The following is a 25,449-nucleotide window of genomic DNA, read 5'->3' as shown; positions in this document are numbered from 1 at the left end:
GAGTGGGATCCGTTGGCAAGATCCACACACCAAGCCTGAGCCGCGGCCCGGATCCGCAGAAGGAGTGCACATGAACCCGCTGATGGATGTCTCCCGCCTTGAGTCGCGGCGGGCCGCCGGCCACCGAACAGTCCTGCTGGATGTCCGCTGGGTGCTCGGCGACCCCCGCGGGCACGAGCATTACCTGCGGGAGCACCTGCCGGGAGCTGTCTTCGTTGACCTGGCCACCGAACTTGCGGACCCGGCCATCCCGGACCGCGGGAGGCACCCGCTGCCTGGCGCCGGGCAGTTCCAGGAGGCGGCGCGGCGGTGGGGGATCCGGAACGGCGACGTCGTGGTCGCCTACGATGACAGCGCCAACATGGCGGCCGCCAGGCTCTGGTGGATGCTGCGCAACGCAGGGTTTGCCGAGGCATACCTGCTCGACGGCGGCCTGGCCGCCTGGCGAAAGGCCGGCCTGCCCCTTGAATCCGGCCCCGTCCAGACCGTCCGCGGCGACGTAGACCTGGGCGGCGGCGGGATGCCGGTGCTCGACGCCGGCGCTGCCGCCACCTGGTCCGGCCACGGGTTGTTGCTCGATGCGCGGGCGGGGGAGAGGTACCGGGGCGAGGTGGAACCCGTTGATCCGCGGGCCGGGCACATTCCGGGAGCGGTCAGCGCGCCCACGGCGGACAACGTGGACGATTCCGGGTACTTCCTGCCACCGGCAGAGCTGCGCCGGAGGTTCGAGTCCCTCGGGGCCGGCGGTGACCTGCCCATCGCCGTCTACTGCGGGTCCGGCGTCACAGCGGCCCACCAGGTGGCCGCGCTGGAACTGGCCGGCTTCACGGCTGCGCTCTATCCGGGGTCGTTCTCGGAATGGTCCAACCGCCCCGGCCTGCCGGTGGCGACCGGTCCGGAACCGGGAGGCACCGGCGCCCCGGCTGGAAACTTCGCCGACGGCAAGGGTAGCGTCGGACCATGACACCTGGACGCCCCGTGCCGCCACCCCTCGCCCAACCTATTGCGGCCGCCGCCGACCCGCGGCCGGCGGAGGACGGCGGACGGCTGGCCGGCGCCTACGGCGCAACCTCCGGGGACAGCGGGCTCGTGCCCCTGACCGTGGCCCGGCGCATTCCCAAACCGGACGACGTCGAGATCGCCATTGAATTCTGCGGGCTCTGCCATTCGGATGTGCACGCCACCCGCGGAGAGTGGGGCACGCAGGCCTATCCACTGGTTCCCGGGCACGAGATCGTGGGAACGGTCAGCCGGACTGGTGCCGGCGTCACCGACTTCGCCATCGGCGATCGCGTGGGCGTGGGCTGCATGGTGGACTCCTGCCGCGAATGCGGGAGCTGCTTGGACGGCCTGGAACAGTACTGCGAAAACGGGATGACCGGAACCTACGGCGCCAAGGACCGGAGGAACGGCGACGCCATCACCCAGGGCGGATACTCCTCCTCCATCGTGGTGGACAAGCGGTACGTCCTTCATGTCCCCGCTTCCCTGGACCCGGCCGCCGTCGCGCCACTGCTCTGCGCAGGCGTCACCACGTTCTCCCCGCTGCGGCATTTCGGTGTGGAGGAAGGCGACGTCGTGGGCGTGGTGGGCCTCGGCGGACTGGGCCACATGGCCGTCAAGCTCGCCAAAGCCATGGGTGCCACCGTGGTGGTATTCACCACGTCCGAGGCGAAAACTGCTGCCGCCCTGGAACTGGGTGCGGACCGGGTTGTCCTGTCCCGGGACGACGCGGCCATGGCTGGTGCCGACCGGAGCATCGACCTCATTATCGATACCGTTGCCGCCCCGCACGACCTGAACCCGTACTTCCGGACCCTGCGGGTCGACGGGGCGCTGTTCCAACTGGGCCTGCCGTCCGAGGCCATGCCCCCGGTCAATCCGGGCTCACTGATCCGGCGCCGGATAGCCTACGCCGGATCGCTGATCGGCGGCATCGCCGAAACCCAGGAGATGCTGGACTTCTGCGCCGAGCACGGCGTGGTGGCCGACATCGAGCTGGTGGCCGCCGGAGAACTCAATGACGCCTACGACCAAATGGTTGCGGGAGACGTAAAATACCGGTTCGTGCTGGATACCGGCACGTTGCAGCCAGCCGCCGAGGAGGCAGACGCATGAGCACCCTTTTCACCCGGATCCTGAATGGTGAGATCCCCGGAAGGTTCGTTTGGCGTGAAGACGACGTGTCCGCATTCCTCACGACCGGACCGCTCGCCGATGGCCACACGCTGGTGGTCCCCACCGAGGAAGTGGACCGCTGGACCGACGCATCGCCGGAGACCCTGGCCCGTGTCATGGAGATTGCCCGGCGCATCGGGGCCGTGCAAGTGGACATTTTCAACGCCCGGCGGGCCGGCTTGATCGTGGCCGGGTACGAGGTCAACCACCTGCACGTCCACGTATGGCCCTCCCGGAGCATGGCCGACTTTGACTTCGGTTCGGCAGACCAGAACCCGGACCCCGCTGTCCTGGACGCCAACGCGGAAAAACTCCGTGAAGGCCTCCGCGCGGCCGGCTACGGGGAGTTCGTACCCGAAGGGTAGGTTCAGCTCCTGCGGGGAGTCATCGCCACCATCCCCGCGTAGGTGAAGCCGCCGCCGAACCCGAACAGCAGTGCGGGGACATCCTCCGGGATCCGCCCGGCATGCCACCATTTGCTCAACCCGAGGGGCACACTGGCCGCGGAGGTGTTCCCGGACTCGGTGACGTCGGTGATGACGATCCGGTCCGTCAGGCCGAGGGCTTCAGCGAGCGGCTCGATGATGCGCAGGTTGGCCTGGTGTGCTGCCAGGACCTGGATGTCGTCCATGGCCAGGCCGGCGCGGGCCACCACTTCGCGGGCGCGCTCCGGGGCCCTGGTCAACGCCCACCGGAGGACCTCCCTGCCGTTCTGCGAGAACCTGCCCGCCGGCGGGGAGATCCGGACGGCGTCCGCCATGCCCGCCTCCGAACCCCAGACCACCGGCCCAACCCGCGGTGTGGCGGACGGACGGACGACGGCGGCGCCTGCACCGTCGGCGGTGAGCACCGCCGTCGCGCGGTCCGTCCAGTCCGTGACCGCGGAAAGGGTTTCCGCCCCGACCACGATTGCGTGCGTGGCGCTTCCGGTACGGATGGCCTGGTCAGCCACGCCGAGGGCGTATTCGAAGCCGGAGCACGCGGTGTTGATGTCCATGATTCCCGGGCCGCGGCCGTCCCTGCCGAGGCCCAGTGCCTCCGCGATGCGGCCCGCGGTGTTGGGGGACCGCTCCGCCGCCGTGGTGGTGGCGACCACCACCAGGTCGATGTCGGAAGCGTCGACCCCGGAATCAGCGAGGGCCATGCGCGCAGCGGGAACCGCGAGGTCCACCACCGTTTCTCCCTCGGCCACAATGTGTCGGGTCACGATGCCCGTACGCTGCCGGATCCACTCGTCGCTCGTGTCCATCATGCCTTCCAGTTCATGGTTGTCCATGACATGCGCCGGCTGGGCGTGGCCCAAGCCGGCGAGCTCTGTCCCGGCAGGACCCTGGGCAAGCGTGATCTTCATTGAGTTCCTCTTCTCTGGACGGGCGTCGTCAGGCCGGTGCGAGCGCCTTGTTGAGCACCGCGCGGATGCGTTTCTCGGACACCGAATACGCGGTTCCCAGCTCGACGGCGAACAGGCTCACCCGAAGCTCCTCGAGCATCCAGCGCACCTGGGTTAACTCCCGGCCGGCGCGGCGGCCGGGCAGCAGCGCCGAGACGGCGTCGTCGTAGTCGTCTTCGAGCCGCTGGATCACGGCCATATTGACGGCGTCGCGCTGGACGTTCCCCGGCAGCCGCTCCAGCCGCTTTTCGATTGCGGCCAGGTACCGCGGCAGCTGGCTCAGCTGGGCGTAACCCGTGCGTGCTACAAAACCCGGGTAGACCAGCTGTTCCAGCTGGCTCCTGACGTCGTTCAACGCGCTGATCAAGGCCAGGCTGGTAGTGCCTTTGAGCTGTTTTTCAATTCGGCGGGTGCTCGCCAGGATGCGTTCGACCACCGCGGTCACGGTAAACACGGTATCGATCAGTTCGGCGCGGACCACCTCATACAGTGAATCGAAGGCCGTGCGGTCCCATGGCAGGTCCACCGGCGTGAGCTTGTCGATGGCCGCCAGCGCGCAGTCAGCGATCAGGGCCGAGACCGAACCGTGCGGGTTCTGGCTGAAGGTGAGCTTCTCCGTGTTGCTCAGGTGCTCCAGGACGTAGCGGTCCGGGGCTGGAACGCGCAGGGCCAGCAGCCTGATGACGCCGCCGCGCATCGCCTCGAGCTGTTCCTCCGGGGTTTGGAAGACGCGGAGGGAAACAGACTGGCCCTGGTCCACGAGCGCCGGATAGCCGGTGACGGTGTGGCCTTTGACCATGCTGCTGACTTGGCGCTCGATCGCGCCGAAGCTCCACTCCGTCAAGCCGTCCTGCTCCACGAACCCGGCCGCGGCGTGCTGCCCCGGCACTCCTGGGGCCTGCTGCCGGGCCGCCGGGCCGTCGTCGGACGCCTTGCCGCCCCGGCGCTGCGCAGGGCCTGTACCGCCTGGCGCTGTGGTCGCGGGAGTGGCGCCGAGCGATTCGGCAATGGCACGCCGCGTTGCCGGTGCCAGCTGCTCCTGCAAGGCGGCAAGGTCCTTGCCCTCGCCGAGGACCTTGCCCTTGCTGTCCACCACCTTGAAGCTGACGCGCAGGTGCGTTGGCACGGAATCCCAGTTCCAGGAGCCGGGCGGGATGACCGCGCCGCGGAGGCGCCGCAGTGCCAGCTCCAGCGACGGCTCCAGCTCATCCGTGGCGGGGTCGAAGTCCGCTTCGAGGAGCGCCACCGCCTGGCGGGCAACGTCAGGGGCCGGAACAAAATTCTTCCGGACCTGCTTGGGCAGCGACTTGATCAGGGCAGTCACCAGCTCCACCCGCTGGCCCGGGATGAGCCAGCGGAAGGGAGCATCGTCGAGCTGGTTCAAGAACAGGACGGGCACCTCGGCCGTGACACCGTCGGATGGGTCGGGCAATCCGCCCGGGGCCACCGGATGGAACTCGTACGTCAACGGGAGTTCGAAGCCCTTGTGCAGCCAGGTCTTCGGATAGGCGGACTCGTCCAGGTCCTCGGCATCGTCGCTGAGCAGCAGCGACTTGTCGTAGTCCAAGAGGTCCGGGTTATCGCGCCGGGCGTCCTTCCACCATTTGTCGAAATGGCGCTCGGACACCACGTCGGCGCCGATCCGGGCGTCATAGAAATCGAACAGCGTCTCATCGTCCACCATCAGGTCCCGGCGCCGCATGCGCGCCTCGAGTTCCTCGACCTCATGCAGCAGCGCCCGGTTGCGGTGGAAGAACTTGTGGTGGGTGCGCCAGTCGCCCTCCACCAGTGCGTGCCGGATGAACAGCTCCCTGGCCACCACCGGGTCAACGCGGCCGTAGTTGATCCGCCGCTGGGCGATGATGGGCACGCCGTAAAGGGTGACCTTTTCGTACGCCATGACGGCGCCCTGCTTGGTGGACCAATGCGGTTCGCTGTAGCTGCGCTTCACCAGGTCCGGCGCCACCTGCTCTGCCCAGACCGGATCGAACTTCGCTGCCACCCTGGCCCACAGCCGGCTGGTCTCCACCAGCTCCGCCGCCATCACGAACGTGGGGGACTTCTTGAACAGCGCTGAGCCCGGGAAAATGGCGAACCGGCTGCCGCGGGCGCCGGCGAACTCGCGTTTGCGTTCGTCCAGGATTCCGATGTGGCTCAGGAGCCCGGAGAGCAGGCTGATGTGGATGCCGTCATGGTTGCCCACCGGATCCGTGAGGCGCTTGTTGTCCAGGGTGATGCCCAGCGGCCGGGCGAGCTGGCGCAGCTGGGCAAAGAGGTCCTGCCATTCACGGACCCGAAGGTAGTTGATGAACTCGGCGCGGCACAGGCGGCGGAACGCCGACGAGGACAGCTCCTGCTGCTTCTCCTGCAGGTAGTTCCAGAGGTTCAGGAAGCCGGTGAAGTCGGAATTCTCATCGCGGAAGCGGTTGTGCTTTTCCGCTGCCAGCTGCTGTTTGTCCGTGGGCCGCTCCCGCGGGTCCTGGATGGTGAGGGCGGCGGCCAGGACCATGACTTCGCGGACACAGCCGCGTTTCCCGGCTTCCACGATCATCCGGCCAAGGCGGGGGTCCACCGGCAGCTGGGCGAGTTTTTGCCCGACGGCGGTGAGGCCGCTGCCCCTGGCCCCGCCCTTGGTGCCGGCCTCCGGGGTGCCGGATGCGTGCTGCGGCCTGGCCGGGGCCAGTGCGCCGAGTTCGCGCAGGAGGGTGACGCCGTCGTTGATGGCCCGCGTCTCCGGGGGCTCGACGAACGGGAAGTCCTCAACGTCCTTGGGGCTCTTGGCCACGCCCATGGCCGTCATTTGCAGGATCACGGCGGCGAGGTTGGTCCGCAGGATCTCCGGATCCGTGAACTTCGGCCGGGACTCGAAGTCTTCCTCGGAGTAGAGGCGGATGGCGATGCCGTCGGACACGCGTCCGCACCGGCCGGAGCGTTGGTTCGCTGACGCTTGCGAGACACGCTCGATGGGGAGGCGCTGGACCTTGGTGCGGTGCGAATAGCGGGAGATACGGGCAGTACCCGTATCCACCACGTACTTGATGCCTGGAACCGTCAGCGATGTTTCGGCCACGTTGGTGGCCAGGATGATCCGGCGCTTGCTGCCCGGGTGGAACACTTTGTGCTGCTCCTGCAGGCTCAGGCGGGCAAACAGGGGGAGGATCTCGGTGTTGGCCAGCCTGCGGTTGGCCTGGATGCGTGGCTGCAGCGCCTCCGCCGCGTCACGGATTTCACGCTCCCCGGAAAAGAACACCAGGATGTCCCCGGGAGCCTCCGCCGCGAGTTCGTCGACGGCGTCGCAGACAGCATCCAGGGGATCGCGGTCTTCCTCAAGTTCGTCGTCCGAGGCGTCGTCCTCATCGGATTTCGGCTGCGACAGCGGACGGTATCGGACTTCCACGGGGTACGTGCGGCCGGAGACTTCGATGATGGGAGCCGGTGCCTCCGCACTGCCGAAGTGGTTGGCAAACCGTTCAGGATCGATGGTGGCCGAGGTGATGATGACCTTCAGGTCCGGCCGCTGCGGGAGGACCCGCTTGAGGTAGCCCAGGATGAAGTCGATGTTCAGGCTTCGCTCGTGGGCCTCATCAATGATGATGGTGCTGTACTTGCGCAGCAGCCTGTCCCGCTGGATCTCGGCGAGGAGGATGCCGTCGGTCATCAGCTTGACCTTGGTGTCCTTGCTGACTTCGCCGGTGAACCGCACCTGGAAGCCGACCTCCTGGCCGATCTCCACGCCCAGTTCCTCTGCGATGCGCTCGGCCACGGTGCGCGCGGCCAGCCGGCGGGGCTGCGTGTGCCCGATCAGGCCCTTCTCGCCCAACCCCAGTTCCAGGCACATCTTGGGGATCTGGGTGGTTTTTCCGGAGCCGGTCTCGCCGGCGATAATGGTCACCTGGTTGGCGGCGATCGCTGCCATCAGGTCCTCGCGGCGCTCGGAAACCGGCAGCTCGGCGGGATAGGAAATATGAAAAGTCATGGCTGCAGACAGTCTACTGCTGCGTGGCGGAGCGATCGGCCGGGGCCGGCCCGCAGCCCGGCGGTCAGGCGGGCTCTTCCGGACTGTCCGCGGCACGTGCGCCGCCATCGGACTCCTCCGCCGTGGCCCGTGCTGTGTCCACCAGGACCCGCCAGGGACCGGTGAGGGCCTGTTCCGGAAGGGCCGCCCTGCGCCGGCCGGCAGTGATGGCGTAGATGAAGCGGTCCGGCTGCGGCGACTCGATGGCGGCGGCCGCCGCCCGCCTGGTGCTGGGAACGGTATCCCACGGGCAAGCCTCAAGAATGGGCTGCCATTGGCTGAGGTCGCTGTCCGTCCGGGCATCGACGGTCCACACCCTGGTGGCAGCCGCGAGCCCGCCGCTGCGCTCCACCTTGATCTTCATTGCAGGCCCCCGGGCTTTCGGACGTTCCGGCGGCCGGAGGACGGCGCGCCGGAACAGTGGCTAAACCTTGACCCTCACAGTTTCCCACGCGCCGCGGACGGCGTCATGTTCCTTGGTTCCGGCGCCGAACAGGTCCACGGCCCCGCGCACCGTGGCACGGGCAAAGACGGTGAACGTGGCCGCAGCCGGCAGCGCGCCGTTGGTCAGTGTCTCGTACCAGATCCGGCCCGGCGCCTCCCAAGCGTTGCCTCCGAGTGCGCTGGCCACCAGGTAAAAGGCGCGGTTGGGGATGCCGGAGTTGATGTGGACACCACCGTTGTCCGCGCTGGTCCGGACGTAGGAATCCATCGAGTCCGGCTGCGGATCCTTGCCGAGCACGTCGTCGTCGTACGCTGTTCCGGGCGCTTTCATGGAGCGGAGCGCCGCCCCCTGCACCTGGGGCGTAAAGAGGCCTTCGCCGATCAGCCAGCTTGCCTCGGCGGCCGACTGTTTCCTGACGAACTGCTCAACGAGCGCGCCGAAGACGTCGGACAGCGATTCGTTCAAGGCGCCCGCCTGGTTCCGGTAGGCGAGCCCGGCAGAGTACTGGGTGACCCCGTGGGCAAGTTCGTGCCCGATGACACTGACGGATTTGGTGAAGCGTTCGAATACCTCGCCGTCCCCGTCACCAAAGACCATCTGGCTGCCGTTCCAAAAAGCGTTGTCGTAGAGCTTGCCAAAATGCACCGTGGCATCGAGCTTCATTCCGCGGCCGTCCACTGAGTCCCGTCCAAAGGCCTCGGCATACAAGCGGTGCGTATGTCCCAGCCCGTCATAGGCCTCGTCCGCTGCGGCGTCGCCGGACGGAGCGGTACCTTCCGCGCGGACCAAGGTGCCAGGCAGTGTTTCGGTACCTCCGGCGTCGTAAATGCTGCGCGCCACCGGTTCCGGCGGTGCCTGGCGCAACCCGGCCGTTGGGGTGGCCACTCCCTGGGCGCGGGCTGCCTGGAACGATTCGACGTGTCCCAGGGCTTTCCTGGCGGCGCTCGCCGCGGCGGAGTATTGCGGTGCGGCCTCCCGGGCCAGCCGCCGCAACAGGTAGGGCGGAACGATGGAACAGAACGGAACATGCATGGCGTACCCCCTCAGTTAGGTCTTTTCAGACTACGAGCGGGCACTGACAATCGGCCGTAGGCACGGTACCCGGACTTGATGGGCCGTGCCGGCGCCCGGAAGCCCTGCGGTTGGGTACGGTAGGCCCATGGCGCAAACCGAAGAGCGATCCAAGTCCAGTTCAACGCTGCTGACGGTCATCATCGCGTTCGCGGCCAATATCCTCGTGGCGGCGGCCAAATCGGTGGCGGCCGTCCTCTCCGGATCGGCCTCGATGGCTGCGGAGGCAGCGCATTCCTGGGCGGACACCGGAAACCAGGTATTCCTGTTCTTCGCGGAGCGGCGGTCCGCCCGGCCCCGCGACAAGGGCCATCCCATGGGCTACGGGCGGGAAGCCTACGTGTGGTCGATGTTCGCAGCGTTTGGGCTTTTCACCGCCGGCGCGGTGGTTTCCATCATGCACGGCATCCAGGAGATTATTCAGCCCGAGCCTGCCGCAGACTTCATGGTGGCGTACGTGGTCCTGGCCGTCGCCTTTGTATTTGAGGGGATTTCGTTCATCCAGGCCTTCCGGGAAACCCGCAAGGCGGCCCACGAGCTGGAACGGCACACCCTGGAGCAGGTCCTCATCAGCTCCGACCCCACCCTGCGGGCCGTGTTCGCGGAGGATGCGGCCGCGCTGATCGGACTCGTCGTGGCCTTCGTCGGCGTGTTCCTGCACCAAGTCACCGGCTCGCCGCTGCCCGATGCCATCGGTTCGATCGTCGTGGGGGTGCTGCTCGCCGTCGTCGCCGTCCTGCTGATCGACCGCAACCGGCGCTTCCTCGTGGGCCAAGGCGTCACCCCGGACATCGAACGGTCCATGGCACGGCGGATGCTGGAGCACCAGGACATCGCCAGGCTCACGTACCTGCACCTCGAGTTCGTCGGGCCCCGGAAGCTGTACCTTGTTGCCGCCGTGGACTTGCAGGGCGACCACCCTGAGCACGAAGTGGCGGTGGCCCTGCGCCGGATTGAGCGCGAACTGGAGGACCACGAAACGGTCGAGGAAGCCGTGCTGACGCTGGCCACACCGGATGAGGCCGCATTGAGTTTCTAATGACGCGAAAACCAAAAACCCCGCCGCTTCAGTGAAGCGGCGGGGTTTTCCTGTGGTGCCCTCGATAGGATTCGAACCTACGACCTTCTGCTCCGGAGGCAGACGCTCTATCCCCTGAGCTACGAGGGCAATCCGGATTTCCTGCCGTTGCCGGCGGGACGTCCTAGAGCTTAGCAGGAAGGTGGCCCGCAAGGGAAAACCGTCCTTGGCAGCACGCTTGGGGCCGGCCGCGGTGCCTGTTCAGTAGCCCGAAAAGGAGTCGGTGTGGACGCGGCGCGCCCCCGCCCGGCGGGCTTCGCGGCGCAGCGCGGCAACGCTCGCCGGGGACCCGGACACATAGACCTCCCGGCCCGCGATATCCGGGACCAGCGCGGTCAGCATCCCTGCGTCCAGCCTGTGGCCCGGTGTGTGGGCGCCGGCACCCTCCGAAGCGGCACCTTCAGGCCCGGGGAACGCCGGAGCCAGTCCCGACGGCGGCCCGGAACCATCGGCCACCCGCACCAGGACCCTGACGCCCGAGTTGCGGAGTTCGTCCGCATACGCCACCTCGTCCGCGCTCCGGGCCAGCAGCAGGAGCACGGCATCCCGGTCCCGCAGTCCTCCGGCGGACAGATGCGATACGAACGGGGTGATACCGATGCCCGCCGCGACCAGGAGCACGGGCCTGTGGGGGTCGCGGGGAAGGACGAAATCGCCACCCACGGACGTAGCCGTGACTTCATCGCCCGGGCGCAGGTCCAACAACGCCTTCTTGGCCCCGGACAGCGGCCCGGCGGTCCGCACCCCGAACCGGACTAACCGGTCGCGCGGAGAACCCGTCAGGCTGAACACCCGGCGCCGCCCCTTGCCGTCACGCTTCCCGTGCGGAAGATCCAGTTCCATGTATTGCCCGGGCACGAACCGGACCGGCCGGGACGGAACAAATGAGAACTCCGTAGTGCTGGGAGTGAGCGGCCGGGTGCCGGCGAGCCGCAGCTTCACCGCGCCGCGCTGGCCCGCCAGGAAGGCCAGGAGGTTGCCGGCCAGGAGGGCCGCTTCCGGCGAATTCGCAAAAGTTCCCAGGTTGTAGGGGACGGCAAACAGGATCCCCACCACGGCGGCCAGGGACAGTTGCTGCCAACGCCGCGGAGGCAGGGTCAAGGGTTCGGTGAGCATGAATCCCACGAAGAACAGCACCGGCCGCTGGGCCAGGGCCTGGTAAACGGCCATGCCGGCGGTCATGCCCGCACGGATCAGTTCACCCGTGATGATGGCGGTGGCCACCACGGTGAACACCGATGCCATCAGCACCTTGCGGGTCCGGTACAGGACCAGCAGCACGCCGGGAACCACCAGCCACAGCATGGCGGGGGTGGCGGCCCACCAGGTGGCGATGTTCATCCCGGTGAGCCCGGTGACGAAAGCACCTGCCGCGGCGGGATTGAAGATGTGCCGCCCCCGCCATGCCAAGGCATATTTCGACGCCGACGCCAGCACGCACGCCAGCGCCACCCCTGCGAGATCCATCGGTTGCAGGGACGGCCAGAACAGGAAGTACAAGAGGAGCCCCGTGATCAGCGAAGACTCCGAATGGGGGTTCACCCGGAAGACCGCTGCCAGTCCACGGTTGGTGGCGTAGGTCAGTCCCAGGCACAGGGCCAGGTGCGCCAGCATCTCCGGAATGCCGAACGTCAACCAGCCCAGCACGTCGAGCAGCAGGCTGTAGGCCGCAAGGGCGGCCAGGACCAGCAGGATCAGCCGGTACATGGTGAGCTTGCCCACGGCAGAACCCACCCGGCCGGCCAGGGAGGGAAGCGGGCCTGCTTGCGGTGTTTCCACGGGCTTCATGCGAACAGTGTCCCTTCGAAGGCGGCTGAATAGGCTGCGCTGCCGTCGGAAAAAACGGTCAGCCAGGAAAACTCGAACTCATCCTCAAGCGTGCCGCCCGGAACGAAGAAAAGCGCCGTCGCCAGAGCATCGGCCAGCACCGCGGTGTCCGCCAGTGCCCAGGTGGCGACGGCGGTCCGGACCGGCTGTCCGGTTGTTCCGTCGAGCACGTGGTGCAGTCCGTCGCCCCAGGCACGCCGGTTGGCCGCGGAAGCACACAGGGCCCGCCCGGCCAGCTCCACGACGCCGATGGCCTGGGCCGGGTTGTAGGGGTGTTCGAGGGCAACACTGACGGGGTCCGGGCCGCGGACCAGCAGGTCGCCGCTGGCATCAATGATGAAGGATCCGGCGCCGGCGCCTTCCAGTTCGGCGGCCAGCAGGTCCACCAACAAACCCTTGCCGGCGGCGCCGATGTCCAGCACCACCGGCTCGCTGGCCGTCAGGCTGGTCCCGGACCAGCTGAGGACCGACTCCCAGGCGGGCGCGGGGAGTGGCGGACCTGCCGGCCGGAGCGAGTAGGCGGGATCGTAACCCAGCCGTTCCAGGCTGCCGCCGATCAGCGGCGTCATGGCGCCACCGGTCAAACCGTACAGTGTGGAATACAGCGGGCCGAGCGCTGCGGCCTCGTCGGGAAACCGATAGCGCCCCGGTGCGCGTGCCATCGCCGCCACCAGCGAGTCGGCCCTGAACCTGGACCACGCGGCGTCGAACCCTTCAATGCGGTCCAGGAGGCTCTCCCGCAGCGCCGCCGTCAAGGGCAGGGGAGTGGAGATCTCCCAGTCGGTGCCGATCCCCTGGAACGCAAAGCCCTCCCAGTCCGTTCCGGACACCGCCTACTGCGCCTCCGACTTGATCTTGCCCACGGCCTGGTTGAAGCCTCCGCTGGTCAGGGACGAGCCGGCGACCTTGGACACATTGAGTTCGTCGAGGTTCTTGCCCACCACCTGCGCCGCGATGCCGCCGGCGAACTCGCCCTGGAACTTGCGGGTATTCGGGTTGGACGGGTGCTGGGTGATCTGCACGTCGGTGACTTTTCCCGCGGCCAGGGTCAACTGCACGCCGACCGTTTCCGTGCCGTTGGGGGAAACGTAGTTGCCGTCCGCGCTGTAGGTGCCGTCCTTGTAGCTGCCACCGCTGCCGGCCAATGCGGTGGAGCCGCCCGATGCCGCGGCGGAGCTGTTTCCGGCGGCGCCGTTGGTGGCCGGCGGGGCTTCGGCCGCCGAGGGTGCGCAGCCCGCCACGGTTCCGGCCAGTGACAAGCCGGCGATTCCGGCGTAGAGGGTCCGGCGGAGGGCGCCGCCCGCTGCCGGCGGGCTTGCGGGTACGGACGGGCTTGTGCGGGTGGAGGGTCTCATGAAGGCTCTCGTTTCACTCGGAGGTCATGCCGTGCGGCAGTGGCTACGCTCTGGACAACGCCGGATCTGCCCGAAAGGTTCACCCGGGGGCTCCGGCCGGCGTTAAATTCTTTGCTGTCACTGGCCCCCGGTAGGCTAGGGGGGTGACTCCCGAAGAACTTTCCCTCGCCATATCCGCCTGCCTCAAGGACGCCGTCGCCGCCGGCGAAATCGCCCTTGCGGAATCAGCAATTCCTGCTGAGGTGCGCGTGGAGCGACCCAAGAACAGGGACCACGGCGACTGGGCCACCAACATCGCCCTCCAGCTCGCCAAGCCGGCGGGGACCAACCCGCGTGAATTCGCTGCCATCCTCAGTACCCGGCTGAAGTCCATCAATGGTGTTTCCGCGGTGGACATCGCCGGCCCGGGCTTCCTGAACATCACCGTTGACGCCGCGGCAGCCGGTGCCCTGGCCAAGGCCATTGTCGAAGCAGGCCGGAGCTACGGCACCAACACCGCGCTCGCCGGGCACACCGTCAACATGGAGTTCGTCTCCGCGAATCCCACCGGGCCGCTGCACATCGGCCACACGCGCTGGGCAGCGCTCGGGGATGCCATCGCGCGCGTGCTGCGGGCTTCCGGGGCCGATGTCACGGCCGAGTACTACATCAACGATGCCGGGTCGCAGATGAACACCTTTGCGCACTCCGTCTACAACCGGCTGCATGGCCTCCCGGTGCCCGACGGTGGCTACCCCGGGCAGTACATCGCTGATCTCGGCCACGAGGTCCTCACCGCGCACCCGGACATCCGCGAGCTCACCGAGGTAGCCGCGCTGCCCGTCATCCGTGCTGCGGCCTACGAAGCCCAGATGAAGGACATCAAAGCCACGCTGGCGGACTTCGGCGTCGAGTTCGACGTCTTCTTCTCCGAGCAGGAGCTGCACGACGCCGGCGCGATCGAGAGTGCCGTGGCACGCCTGCGCGAACAGGGACATGTGTTCGACGACGGCGGTGCGGTCTGGCTGCGGACCACGGACTTTGGCGACGACAAGGACCGGGTGATGGTCCGCGCCAACGGCGAGCCCACCTACTTCGCCGCCGACGCCGCCTACTACCTGTCCAAGAAGGACCGCGGCTTCACCGAGAAGATCTACCTGCTCGGCGCCGACCACCACGGGTACATCAACCGGCTGAAGGCGATCGCCGCCGCTGCCGGTGATGACCCCGAGGTGAACATCGAGGTCCTGATCGGCCAGCTGGTCTCCGTCAACGGAGCCAAGCTGTCCAAGCGCGCGGGCAACATCATCGAGCTCAAGGACCTGATCGAGTGGCTGGGCAAGGACGCGGTCCGCTACTCGCTGGCCCGGTTCCCGGCCGATTCCCCGCTGACCCTGGACCCCGAGCTGCTCAAGAAGCACAGCAACGAGAACCCGGTGTTCTACGTCCAGTACGCCCACGCCCGTTCCCGCGGCGCCGCGCGCAATGCGGTGGCCGCCGGCGTGGAACGCCAAGTGGACGGCCGCGACAGCTTCGAGGCCTCGCTGCTGGACCACGCCACGGAAAACGAACTGCTCTCCTACCTGGGCAGCTACCCGTCCATCGTGGCCAAGGCCGCGGAACTGCGTGAACCGCACCGCGTGGCACGGCACCTCGAAGCCATTGCCGGGGCCTACCACCGGTGGTATGACGCGTGCCGGATTGCGCCCATGGGTGACGAACCGGTCACCGACCTCAACCGCACGCGGCTGTGGCTCAACGACGCCACCAGCCAGGTGCTTGCCAACGGACTTGACCTGCTGGGCGTTTCGGCGCCGGAACGGATGTGAGCACCGTGACGGTATCCTCAAGCACCGCATCCCCGCTGGCCCCAGATTGGCTGCAGGTCCCGGCCGACCTGAACGCGCTCCACCAGCCCATGTGGGCCGGCAGCGTGGTCCGGAACGGCGCCGGCGCCCTCACCGTGGGCGGAGTGGACGTCCACGCCCTGAAGGAGCAGTTCGGGACGCCGCTGTTCGTCATGGACGAGGCCGATTTCCGTTCCCGCGCCCGGGCCTTCAAGGACTCTTTCGACGCCGCCTTTGCCGATATTTGCGGCGGCGTGGACGTCTACTACGCAGGGAAGTCCTTCCTGTGCACCGCAGTGGTGAAGTGGGTCGAGGAGGAAGGGCTGCGCCTGGATACCGCATCGGGCGGAGAACTGGCGGTCGCAGCACGCGCCGGAATTCCCGGCGAACGGGTGGCACTGCACGGCAACAATAAATCCGATGCCGAGATCCACCGCGCGCTGGACATGAAGCTCGGCCGCATCGTGGTGGACAGCCTGGACGAGCTGGTCCGCGTCGGGGCCATCGCGCAGGCCCGCGGCGAACAGGCCAAGGTCATGCTTCGGCTGACGCCCGGCGTGCACGCCCACACGCACGAGTTCATCGCCACCGCGCACGAGGACCAGAAGTTCGGCCTCTCGATGGCAGCGGACACCACCGCGGAAGCAGGCGTCTCCGCAGCCGAAGAAGCAGTTGCCGCGGCGTCAGCCCACCCCGGCATCGAGTTGCTGGGCCTGCACTGCCACATCGGGTCGCAGATCTTCGAACCCGATGGCTTCGCGCTGGCTGCCGAAAAACTGCTGCGCTTCCTGGCGGCCATGCAGGGGACATACTCCATCACCATGCCGGAACTCGACCTCGGGGGCGGTTACGGGATCGCCTACACGCCGGTGGACACCCCCCGCCCCGCAGCGGAGATCGCGACGGCGATGGCCGCCGTCGTGCGTTCAACCTGCGCCGAGCTGGGCATCGACGCGCCGCGGATCTCGATCGAACCCGGGCGCGCCATCGTGGGCAGCACCACCTTCACCCTGTACGAGGTGGGTACGCTCAAGACCGTTCGCGTGGACGCTCCCTCCGGGGCCGGCGGTGACGCCGGCAACAACGTTACGTATCCGCGCCGGTATGTTTCGGTGGACGGCGGCATGAGCGATAACGCCCGCCCGGTGCTGTACGACGCGGATTATTCGGCTGTCCTGGCCTCCCGCACCTCCGGCGCGGCCCCGCAGTTGTCCCGCGTGGTGGGCAAACATTGCGAGAGCGGCGACATAGTTGTTAGAGATGTATATCTGCCCGGGGACGTGGCAGCCGGTGATCTGCTTGCCGTACCGGGGACCGGCGCCTACTGCTGGGCCCTCTCGAGCAACTACAACTATCTGGCCCGGCCGGGCGTTGTCGCGGTGCGCGACGGATCTGCCCGGCTGATTGTCCGCGGGGAAACCGAAGAAGATCTTTTGAACCGCGACATGGGAGCCTGAATGACGGAAATGCGAACCCTGAAAGTGGCCCTGCTGGGCTGTGGCAACGTTGGGGCCCAGGTTGCGCGGATCCTGCTTGAGGACGCCGATGCCCTTGCCGCCCGTGCCGGGGCACGACTCCAGCTCAGCGGGATCGCCGTGCGCAACGTCAACGGCCACCGCGACGTCGAACTGCCCCAGGAACTCTTCACCACCGACGCCGGGACCCTGGTCAAGGACGCGGACCTGGTGATTGAACTGATGGGCGGCATCGAACCGGCGCGTACGCTGATCCTCTCCGCGCTGCAGAACGGTGCCTGCGTGGTGACCGGCAACAAGGCACTCCTGGCGCAGGATGGCCCCACGCTCTACGAAGAGGCAGACAAAGCCGGCGTCCAGCTCTCCTACGAAGCCGCCGTCGCCGGAGCCATCCCGATCCTCCGACCCATCCGCGACAGCCTCTCCGGCGACCGGATCACCCGGGTGCTGGGTATCGTCAACGGCACCACCAACTTCATCCTCGACCAGATGGACAGCACCGGCGCCCAGTTCGCGGACGCCCTCGCCGAAGCCCAGCGCCTCGGCTACGCCGAAGCGGACCCCACCGCCGACGTCGAAGGGCACGACGCCGCGGCGAAGGCCGCCATCCTGGCGTCCCTGTCGTTCCACACCCGGTTTGCCCTGGAGAACGTCCACTGTGAAGGCATTTCCGCCGTCACAGCTTCGGATATCGCCGCGGCCAAAGACGCCGGCTTCGTGATCAAGCTGCTGGCCATCGCGGAGAAACTGACCGGTGCGGACGGCAAGGAAGGCGTGTCCGTCCGCGTCCACCCCACCCTGCTGCCGCGCGAACATCCGCTGGCGGCCGTCCGCGGCGCCTTCAACGCCGTCTTCATCGAGGCCGAAAACGCCGGCGAGCTGATGTTCTACGGCCAGGGCGCCGGCGGTACCCCCACCGCGTCCGCCGTGATGGGAGACCTCGTTTCCGCTGCACGGCGACTGGTCCTGGGCGGACCGCAGCGCACCGAGACCACCACCGGCCATGTCCCGGCGCTGCCCATCGAGGCCGCGACCACCAGCTACTACATCGGGCTGGACGTCGCGGACCAGCCAGGCGTGCTGGCCCGGATCGCCCAGCTCTTTGCCGAGCACGGCGTATCCATCGAAATCATGCGGCAAACCATCCACCGCGACGCCGAATCCAACGTGGAGTCGGCCGAGCTGCGGATCGTCACCCACCGCGCGTCAGAGGCTGCCCTCGCAGCCACCGTCGAGGCCGTGAAGGGCCTGGACGTCATCAATTCAGTTACATCCGTTCTGCGGGTAGAAGGAGTCTAAGTGGCTCACCAATGGCGCGGCGTCATCCGCGAATACGCTGACCGTCTGCCCGTGACGGAGTCCACCAGGGTCATCACCCTGGGCGAGGGCGGCACCCCGCTGGTGCACGCGCAGAAGCTCTCCGAACTCACCGGCTCCCAGGTCTACCTGAAGGTGGAGGGGATGAACCCCACCGGATCCTTCAAGGACCGCGGCATGACCATGGCCATGACGGCCGCAGTGGCTTCCGGCGCCAAGGCCGTGGTGTGCGCCTCCACCGGCAACACTTCGGCTTCCGCTGCCGCCTACGCCACCGCCGCCGGGCTGAAGTGCGCCGTCCTGGTGCCCGAAGGCAAGATCTCCATGGGCAAGCTCAGCCAGGCCATCGCGCACGGCGCCACCTTGCTGCAGGTTGACGGCAACTTCGACAACTGCCTGGACATCGCCCGCAAGCTGGGGGAGTCCTACCCTGTCTTCCTGGTCAACTCCGTCAACCCTGCCCGCATCCAGGGCCAGAAGACCGGCGCCTTCGAAGTGGTGGACGCCCTGGGCGACGCCCCGGACATCCACGTCCTGCCAGTGGGCAACGCCGGCAACATCACCGCCTACTGGAAGGGCTACAAGGAGTACTCCGCACCGTTTGAGTCGGAGACCGCCGGGACGCTGCCCGCCGTCTCCACCAAGACGCCTGCCATGTGGGGCTTCCAGGCCGCCGGAGCCGCACCCTTCGTCGCCGGACACCCGATCACCGAGCCGGACACCATCGCCACTGCCATCCGCATCGGCAACCCCGCATCCTGGGACGGTGCCGTCGGCGCACGCGACGAGTCCGGCGGCCTCATCGACGCCGTGACGGACGAGGAAATCCTGCACGCCCACCGCTGGCTGTCCGCCAAGGAAGGCGTCTTCGTCGAACCCGGCTCCGCAGCCGGCGTGGCGGGCCTGCTCAAGAAGCACGCCGCAGGCGAAGTCCCCGGCGGGAAGACCATCGTCATCACCGTCACCGGGCACGGCCTCAAGGACCCGCAGTGGGCCCTCCGCACCGAGGACGGCAGCGACGTGCAGCCGGTCAAGGTGCCCAACGACGTCGTCACCGTAGCCGCTGAGCTGGGACTGGAAGAAAAGTAGCCTTGGACGCCACCTCGCAGGCCGCCGTCGGGCTGCACCTCATTGAGCCCGGCCAGAGGGTCACCGTCCGCGTCCCCGCGACGTCGGCCAACCTGGGCCCCGGGTACGACAGCCTGGGGCTTGCCCTGGCCCTGCACGACACCCTCACCGTGGAAAGCCTGGACACCGACGAACTCCTGTTCGAGCTCCGCGGCGAGGGCGCCGACACGCTGCCCCGCGATGCCAGCCACCTGGTCATCCGCGCCATGGATGCGGCGTTCGAGCGGCTGGGTTACCGCCACGGCGGCCTGAAGGTAACCGCCGAGAACGTCAACCCGCACGGGCGCGGGCTCGGGTCCTCCGCCTCTGCCGTGGTGGCCGCCGTCTCTGCCGCCAACGCCATGGTGCCTGCCGGCAGCCGGCGCGGAAAGGACTGGATCCTCCAGCTCACCAGCGAACTGGAAGGCCATCCGGACAACGTCGCACCCGCCATATTCGGCGGACTGGCGCTGTCATGGCAGGACAGTGAGCAGTACAGCAGCACCAGTGCCACCGTGGCCGGGGACGTCATTCCCATCGTCGCCGTACCGGACTTCGAACTCTCCACGGAGGCCGCGCGGGCCCTGCTCCCGGCGTCCGTGGGACACCACGCCGCCGCGATGAATTCCGGCCGTGCAGCACTGCTGATCCACGCGCTCACCCAAAAACCCGAATTCCTGTTGCCGGGCACCGAAGACTACCTGCACCAGAGCTACCGCGCAGAGGCCATGCGGCCCAGTGCGGCGCTGATCGGCGCCCTGCGCAAAGCCGGCTACGCCGCGGTTGTCTCCGGCGCCGGTCCCACCGTCCTGGTGCTGGCAAACGGCGGGGCCCAGGCAGGGGATGCCCTGGCCTTCATCGAGTCCTTCACCGCAAACAACACGCCGGATATTGGCTGGCGCGTACTGAAGCTCGCAGTGGACGTTGAAGGTGCTAAGGTGGACATGCACCGGCGGTAATTCCGCCTATCTGATCTGCTCGTGCATTCAGTTGCTGTTTTGATCTACCGACTGTGAATGTATTCCGGTGCCGCCTGCTTGGTCTGTCGCAGGAAAGTGCAGCATCCAACTGCCCCTGAACCGTCAGCCCGGCGTTGCTCCAAGAGTGCAGCGCAAGGTGAATCAGTATCCGGCCCTGCTGGCCGAAATCCAACCGGCAAGGCCGAAAAATCCCGGCTGCAGATCTGAACTGCGGCCCAGATCAAATCATCGCGTCCAGCTCCTCGTCTGGACGCCGTCGAGGGGGAAGGATCCTTCGTGACCGAAACCACTGAGCTGTCACCAGCTGTGGACCACACATCTTCTGCTGCCGAATCATCGGCTGCACCCGCCAAGAGCAGCGGCCTTGCAGGCCTCAAGCTCGCCCAGCTGCAGGCCCTGGCCAGCCAGCTCGGCATCTCCGGCGGCTCCCGCATGCGCAAGGGGGACCTGGTCTCGGCCATTTCCGCCCACCGTGCCGGAACCCTCACCGCCAAGGCTCCTGCCAAGGCAACCGTCAAGGCACCGGAGAGCGTCGAGGCCCCGGCCGCAGCAGCCGCCCCGGCGGCTACGGAAGCCCCCGCCGCCGAGGCCCCCGCCGCAGAAGGCAGCCGCGCCCGTGGCCGCGGCCGCAGCCGCCGCGCGGTCAGTGACGGTGTGGTTGCCCCGGCAGCCGCGGCTCCCGTCGTCGAAACCGCTGCTGCACCGGCCGCCGAAGCGCCGTCTGCGGTGTCCGCAGAAGCCACCGAGGGCACGGAAGTTGCCTCGGAGCGCCGCCAGCCCCGCACCCGCAACCGCCGCCGCAGCGAGGCCGCTGCAGCCTCCGTCCAGGAGGCTCCGGTGGAAACCCCGGCAGAGCAGCCGGCCACAGAACAGCGGGCAGGCGAGCAGCGCACCGAAACCCCCGCAGCCGAGTCCGGCGACGCCGGCCAGCGCACCGAGCGCCGTGACGGCGGCCGCACCCGCGGCGGCCGCGACACCACCGCCCGGGATTCCGACGGCGGCCGGGACAACGCAGGCAGCCGCGACGCCGGCCAGCGTGACGGCAACCGCGACAACAACCGCGACAACGACGACACCGACGGCGGCAGCCGCCGGAACCGCCGGAACCGCCGGGACCGGAATGACCGCAATGACCGCTCCGGCGGCCAGGACCGCGACAACTCGCGCAACGACCGCTTCCGCGACCGCAACGACCGCCGCCGCGGGCGCAACCAGGGACCCGACGTCGACGACGTCGAGGTCACCGAGGACGACGTCCTGCTTCCGGTCGCCGGCATCCTGGACGTCCTGGAGAACTACGCGTTCATCCGCACGTCCGGCTACCTGCCCGGCCCCAACGACGTCTACGTCTCACTCGCCCAGGTCAAGAAGTACAACCTGCGCAAGGGTGACGCCGTCGTCGGCGCAATCCGAGCCCCCCGCGAAGGCGAAGACCGCAACCAGCAGTCCAACCGCCAGAAGTTCAACGCCCTGGTCCGTGTCACCTCCGTCAACGGCAAGACCGCCGAAGAACTCAAGGACCGCGTCGAGTTCGCCAAGCTGGTGCCGCTCTACCCGTCCGAGCGCCTGCGCCTCGAGACCGACCCCAAGAAGATCGGTCCCCGCGTCATCGACCTCGTGGCCCCGATCGGCAAGGGCCAGCGCGGCCTGATCGTCTCCCCGCCCAAGGCCGGAAAGACGCTCATCCTGCAGTCCATCGCCAACGCCATCACCACCAACAACCCTGAGGTCCACCTCATGATGGTGCTCGTTGACGAACGTCCTGAAGAAGTGACGGACATGCAGCGCACCGTCAAGGGCGAGGTCATCGCCTCCACCTTCGACCGTCCCGCCGACGACCACACGACCGTGGCCGAACTCTCCATCGAACGCGCCAAGCGCCTCGTGGAAATGGGCATGGACGTGGTGGTCCTCCTGGACTCCATGACCCGCCTGGGCCGCGCCTACAACCTGGCAGCACCGGCCTCCGGCCGCATCCTGTCCGGTGGCGTCGACTCTGCCGCCCTCTACCCGCCCAAGCGCTTCTTCGGTGCCGCCCGCAACATCGAAAACGGCGGCTCGCTCACCATCCTGGCCACCGCGCTCGTCGAGACCGGCTCCAAGATGGACGAGGTCATCTTCGAAGAGTTCAAGGGCACCGGCAACATGGAACTGCGCCTGTCCCGCCAGTTGGCAGACAAGCGCATCTTCCCCGCCGTTGACGTGAACGCCTCCGGCACGCGGCGCGAGGAGAACCTGCTCTCGCCCGAAGAAGTCAAGATCATGTGGAAGCTGCGCCGCGTCCTCTCCGGACTCGAAACCCAGCAGAGCCTTGAACTGCTCACCAACAAGATCCGGGAAACCCAGAGCAACGTTGAGTTCCTCATGCAGGTCCAGAAGACGACGCTTGGTGCGAAGTCGGATAACGACAAGTAGCTGAGTTAAGGGGCGGGCGCTGGTGCGTTCGTGCGGTGGGTGCCGCGCGGATGTTCCGCCCCCGCCCCTTCGCGTTGCAGTTGACGTACTGCGTACGTCAACTGCAACGCTCCGACAGGCCCGATGCCACTCCCGGGGCGGAACATCCGCGCGGCAGTTGCGGGCTCGCTCACCATGGCGCGCCGCTTCCTGTGCCTGATTTAAGATGGGCACAGAACGAAAGGTTTTGAAATATGTTTGAGTCCGTACAGGGCCTGCTTGATGAGCATGACGCTATCCAGGCGCAGCTGGGGGATCCTGCTGTTTACGCTGACCAGCGGCTTGCCCGGAAGCTGGGGCGGCGGTCGGCTCAGCTTAATGGCATCGTGGAGGCCTACCACCGGTGGGAGGGGCTCAGGGACGATCTCGCCGCTGCCAAGGAAATGGCTGCCGAGGACCCCGAATTCGCTGCCGAGGTGCCGGAACTGGAAGCCTCGCTCGAGACCGCTGCCGCCAAGCTGCGGCGCCTCCTGATTCCGCGCGACCCCGACGACGCCCGCAACGTGATCCTTGAAGTCAAGGGCGGCGAAGGCGGCGATGAGGCCGCCCTGTTCGCCGGCGACCTGCTGCGCATGTACACCCGGTACGCCGAATCCCGCGGCTGGAAGACCGAAATCATCTCCGCCACGGAATCCGACCTTGGCGGCTACAAGGACGTCCAGGTAGCGGTCAAGGGGAACTCCAACGACCCCGCCGAAGGCGTCTACGCCCGGCTCAAATTCGAAGGCGGCGTGCACCGCGTCCAACGCGTGCCCGTGACCGAATCCCAGGGCCGCATCCACACCTCCGCTGCCGGCGTCCTGGTCCTGCCTGAGGTCGATGAGCCCGAAGAGCTCGAGATCAACCAGAACGACCTCAAGATCGACGTCTACCGTTCCTCCGGTCCCGGCGGCCAGTCCGTCAACACCACGGACTCGGCCGTCCGCATTACGCACCTTCCCACCGGCATCGTGGTGGCCATGCAGAACGAGAAGTCCCAGCTGCAGAACCGCGAAGCCGGCATGCGCGTGCTCCGGGCGCGCATCCTGGCGCACCAGCAGGAGCAGATCGACGCCGAGAACTCGGCCCAGCGCAAGTCGCAGATCCGCACCATGGACCGCTCCGAGCGCATCCGCACCTACAACTACCCGGAAAACCGGATCGCGGACCACCGCACCGGCTACAAGGCGTACAACCTGGACCAGGTGATGAACGGCGACCTCGAACCGGTCATCCAGTCCGCCATCGAGATGGACGAGCAGGCGCGGCTGGACGCCATCGGCGACTGACCGGAAGCCAACCATGAGTGAGCCCACCGAGACGGCCCCTGCCCAGTCCCTGGCCGCAGCCGTACGCGAGGCCGCGGAACGCCTGGCCGAGGCCGGTGTCCCCAGCCCCCGGGCCGACGCGGAGTTGCTGGCGGACCACCTCCTTAATGTCGGGCTGGGACGCCTCCGCGCCCTGATGCTCGGCGATACGGCTGCGCCCGCGGGCTATGCCGAGCTGGTGGCTGAACGCGTCCGCCGCATTCCGTTGCAGCACATCACCGGGGTGGCGCACTTCCGCTACCTTGAGCTGGCGGTCGGTCCCGGCGTGTTCATTCCCCGGCCGGAAACCGAATCCGTGGTCCAGCTGGCCATCGACCACGTCAAGGGCATGCAGGCGCCCCGGATCGTGGACCTGGGCACCGGCTCGGGCGCCATCGCCGGCTCCGTCGCGCACGAGGTGCCCGGTGCCGACGTGCACGCGGTAGAGTTCAGCCCGTTTGCGCACGCCTGGGCGGCGAAGAACCTGGCGCCCCTCGGCGTCAACCTCGTCCTGGGGGACCTGCGCAACGCGCTGCCGGAACTCAACGGAACAGTCGACGTCGTGATCTCCAACCCGCCGTACATCCCGGCCGCCGCCACCCCCAATGAACCCGAAGTGGCCATGCATGACCCGCCCGAGGCGTTGTACGGCGGGGGAGCGGACGGCATGGAACTCCCGACGGCGGCAGCGGCCTCGGCTGCCCGGCTCCTGCGTCCCGGGGGCTACTTCGTCATGGAACACGCTGAAGTCCAGGCAGGCTGGATTGCCGCCATGCTCGACCGGACCGGCGCCTGGACAAGCATCAGTACGCACCTGGACCTCAACGGCAAGGAGCGCGCCACCAGCGCCGTGCTCGCGGACCAGGCCACACGGAATGAAAGAATGGGCCAGTGACCACAACCTACAACTGCACCATCGACGACGAGCGGGCACAGGGCCTGGAACACGCCCAGCGTGCCATCAGCGAAAAGAAGTGCGTGGTTCTGCCCACGGACACCGTCTACGGGATCGGCGCGGACGCATTCTCGCCGCATGCTGTCACCATGCTGCTGGTATCAAAGGGCCGTAGCAGGACCATGCCGCCGCCGGTCCTGATTCCGCGTATCAACGCACTGGACGGCCTGGCCACGGACGTGTCAGCTGACGCGCGCAAGCTCGCCGAAGCCTTTTGGCCCGGCGGCCTCACCCTGATCCTGCACGCCCAGCCCTCGCTCGACTGGGACCTCGGCGAGACCAAGGGAACCGTGGCGCTGCGCATGCCTGCTGACGAGGTAGCCCTGGAGCTGCTGACCCTGACGGGCCCGCTCGCCGTCTCCTCTGCCAACCGCACCGGCCAGGCACCGGCGCAAACGGCGGCAGCGGCGCGCGAACAGCTGGCCGACTCCGTCGAGGTGTACCTGGAAGGCGGCCCGCGTCCACTTGAAGGTGACGCCGGCGTCCCGTCAACCATCGTGGATGCCACCGGCCCCGTCCTCCGCGTGGTCCGCAACGGGGCGGTCAGCCTCGACCGGTTGCGCGAGCACGTCCCCGGTGTCCTGGGGCTCGGCGAAATCCCGATGGCAGAGGAAGAACCGCACGCCGACAACGCCGGTGCACCGGACGCCAGTGTTGCGGGCAACCCCGACGCCGCTCCGGAAGACTGAC

General features: G+C 67.8%; 20 protein-coding genes and 1 tRNA gene. 13 read left to right on the top strand and 8 right to left on the bottom strand.

Translation table 11 applies throughout. The annotated features are described in order from the left end of the window. The first annotated feature begins 70 nt into the window (after positions 1 to 70). From DFO47_RS05160 to DFO47_RS05150, 3 genes are read left to right on the top strand one after another with little or no spacing between them, the layout of a single operon-like run. The gene (locus tag DFO47_RS05160; RefSeq protein ID WP_018760148.1) at positions 71 to 964 is read left to right on the top strand and encodes a sulfurtransferase; all 894 of its coding nucleotides are present in this window, start codon (positions 71 to 73) and stop codon (positions 962 to 964) included. Beyond that, positions 961 to 2,118: an NAD(P)-dependent alcohol dehydrogenase gene (locus DFO47_RS05155; protein ID WP_133830916.1), complete on the top strand. Its 1,158-nt coding sequence runs from the start codon at positions 961 to 963 to the stop codon at positions 2,116 to 2,118. The genes DFO47_RS05160 and DFO47_RS05155 overlap by 4 nt, the downstream gene beginning before the upstream one ends. Next, complete coding sequence (locus DFO47_RS05150) at positions 2,115 to 2,543, top strand: HIT family protein (RefSeq protein WP_133830915.1); 429 nt, start codon at positions 2,115 to 2,117, stop codon at positions 2,541 to 2,543. The genes DFO47_RS05155 and DFO47_RS05150 overlap by 4 nt, the downstream gene beginning before the upstream one ends. Before the next feature lie 2 nt (positions 2,544 to 2,545). On the opposite strand, the gene DFO47_RS05145 is transcribed toward DFO47_RS05150, so the two are convergent. The 4 genes from DFO47_RS05145 to DFO47_RS05130 form a co-directional block, all read right to left on the bottom strand. Then, positions 2,546 to 3,529, bottom strand: a complete 984-nt coding sequence (locus DFO47_RS05145; protein ID WP_133830914.1) for a beta-ketoacyl-ACP synthase III — start codon at positions 3,527 to 3,529, stop codon at positions 2,546 to 2,548. Between the two features lie 28 nt (positions 3,530 to 3,557). Next, positions 3,558 to 7,544, bottom strand: coding sequence for an ATP-dependent RNA helicase HrpA (gene hrpA, locus DFO47_RS05140; protein WP_133830913.1), 3,987 nt, complete (start codon positions 7,542 to 7,544; stop codon positions 3,558 to 3,560). A 64-nt stretch (positions 7,545 to 7,608) separates the two neighbouring features. Further along, entirely contained in the window at positions 7,609 to 7,947 is a 339-nt protein-coding gene (locus DFO47_RS05135; protein ID WP_133830912.1) for a protealysin inhibitor emfourin, read from the bottom strand. Between the two features lie 60 nt (positions 7,948 to 8,007). Beyond that, on the bottom strand, positions 8,008 to 9,060 hold the full coding sequence (locus tag DFO47_RS05130; RefSeq protein WP_133830911.1) for a M4 family metallopeptidase: 1,053 nt from the start codon (positions 9,058 to 9,060) through the stop codon (positions 8,008 to 8,010). 127 nt (positions 9,061 to 9,187) lie between these two features. Here DFO47_RS05130 and DFO47_RS05125 point away from each other — a divergent pair, with 127 nt between their 5' ends. Then, positions 9,188 to 10,138 (top strand): cation transporter, encoded by a 951-nt coding sequence (locus tag DFO47_RS05125; RefSeq protein ID WP_109045069.1) that lies wholly within the window; start codon positions 9,188 to 9,190, stop codon positions 10,136 to 10,138. A 53-nt stretch (positions 10,139 to 10,191) separates the two neighbouring features. Here the strand turns inward: DFO47_RS05125 and DFO47_RS05120 are convergent. The 4 genes from DFO47_RS05120 to DFO47_RS05105 form a co-directional block, all read right to left on the bottom strand. After that, positions 10,192 to 10,267: transfer RNA gene (locus DFO47_RS05120), tRNA-Arg, on the bottom strand. A 111-nt stretch (positions 10,268 to 10,378) separates the two neighbouring features. Next, positions 10,379 to 11,965, bottom strand: a complete 1,587-nt coding sequence (locus tag DFO47_RS05115) for an FAD-dependent oxidoreductase (protein WP_133830910.1) — start codon at positions 11,963 to 11,965, stop codon at positions 10,379 to 10,381. Beyond that, complete coding sequence (locus DFO47_RS05110; RefSeq protein WP_133830909.1) at positions 11,962 to 12,834, bottom strand: FAD:protein FMN transferase; 873 nt, start codon at positions 12,832 to 12,834, stop codon at positions 11,962 to 11,964. The genes DFO47_RS05115 and DFO47_RS05110 overlap by 4 nt, the downstream gene beginning before the upstream one ends. Positions 12,835 to 12,837: 3 nt before the next feature. After that, the gene (locus tag DFO47_RS05105; RefSeq protein WP_231369808.1) at positions 12,838 to 13,359 is read right to left on the bottom strand and encodes a hypothetical protein; all 522 of its coding nucleotides are present in this window, start codon (positions 13,357 to 13,359) and stop codon (positions 12,838 to 12,840) included. A gap of 143 nt (positions 13,360 to 13,502) precedes the next feature. Here DFO47_RS05105 and argS point away from each other — a divergent pair, with 143 nt between their 5' ends. From argS to DFO47_RS05060, 9 genes are all read left to right on the top strand, one after another. Then, complete coding sequence (gene argS, locus DFO47_RS05100) at positions 13,503 to 15,167, top strand: arginine--tRNA ligase (protein ID WP_018760137.1); 1,665 nt, start codon at positions 13,503 to 13,505, stop codon at positions 15,165 to 15,167. A 5-nt stretch (positions 15,168 to 15,172) separates the two neighbouring features. After that, complete coding sequence (gene lysA, locus DFO47_RS05095; RefSeq protein WP_133830908.1) at positions 15,173 to 16,642, top strand: diaminopimelate decarboxylase; 1,470 nt, start codon at positions 15,173 to 15,175, stop codon at positions 16,640 to 16,642. Next, positions 16,643 to 17,959 carry a homoserine dehydrogenase gene (locus DFO47_RS05090; protein ID WP_018760135.1) on the top strand — a complete coding sequence of 439 codons (1,317 nt, stop codon included), beginning with the start codon at positions 16,643 to 16,645 and terminating at the stop codon, positions 17,957 to 17,959. After that, the gene (thrC, locus tag DFO47_RS05085; protein WP_018760134.1) at positions 17,960 to 19,066 is read left to right on the top strand and encodes a threonine synthase; all 1,107 of its coding nucleotides are present in this window, start codon (positions 17,960 to 17,962) and stop codon (positions 19,064 to 19,066) included. Between the two features lie 2 nt (positions 19,067 to 19,068). Beyond that, entirely contained in the window at positions 19,069 to 20,043 is a 975-nt protein-coding gene (thrB, locus tag DFO47_RS05080; protein WP_133830907.1) for a homoserine kinase, read from the top strand. Between the two features lie 297 nt (positions 20,044 to 20,340). Next, a complete protein-coding gene (rho, locus tag DFO47_RS05075) occupies positions 20,341 to 22,479 on the top strand; it encodes a transcription termination factor Rho (RefSeq protein ID WP_133830906.1) in 2,139 nt (712 codons plus the stop codon). A gap of 233 nt (positions 22,480 to 22,712) precedes the next feature. Further along, on the top strand, positions 22,713 to 23,786 hold the full coding sequence (prfA, locus tag DFO47_RS05070; RefSeq protein ID WP_018760131.1) for a peptide chain release factor 1: 1,074 nt from the start codon (positions 22,713 to 22,715) through the stop codon (positions 23,784 to 23,786). 13 nt (positions 23,787 to 23,799) lie between these two features. Continuing rightward, positions 23,800 to 24,699 (top strand): peptide chain release factor N(5)-glutamine methyltransferase, encoded by a 900-nt coding sequence (gene prmC / locus DFO47_RS05065; RefSeq protein ID WP_133830905.1) that lies wholly within the window; start codon positions 23,800 to 23,802, stop codon positions 24,697 to 24,699. Next, complete coding sequence (locus DFO47_RS05060; RefSeq protein ID WP_018760129.1) at positions 24,696 to 25,448, top strand: L-threonylcarbamoyladenylate synthase; 753 nt, start codon at positions 24,696 to 24,698, stop codon at positions 25,446 to 25,448. Before prmC ends, DFO47_RS05060 begins: the two co-directional genes overlap by 4 nt. Position 25,449: the final 1 nt, after the last annotated feature.

This window comes from Arthrobacter sp. AG258, assembly GCF_004364695.1.
GTDB lineage: Bacteria > Actinomycetota > Actinomycetes > Actinomycetales > Micrococcaceae > Arthrobacter.
The sequence above is the reverse complement of the archived record's forward strand: the minus strand, read 5'-3'. Positions and strand labels throughout refer to the sequence as shown.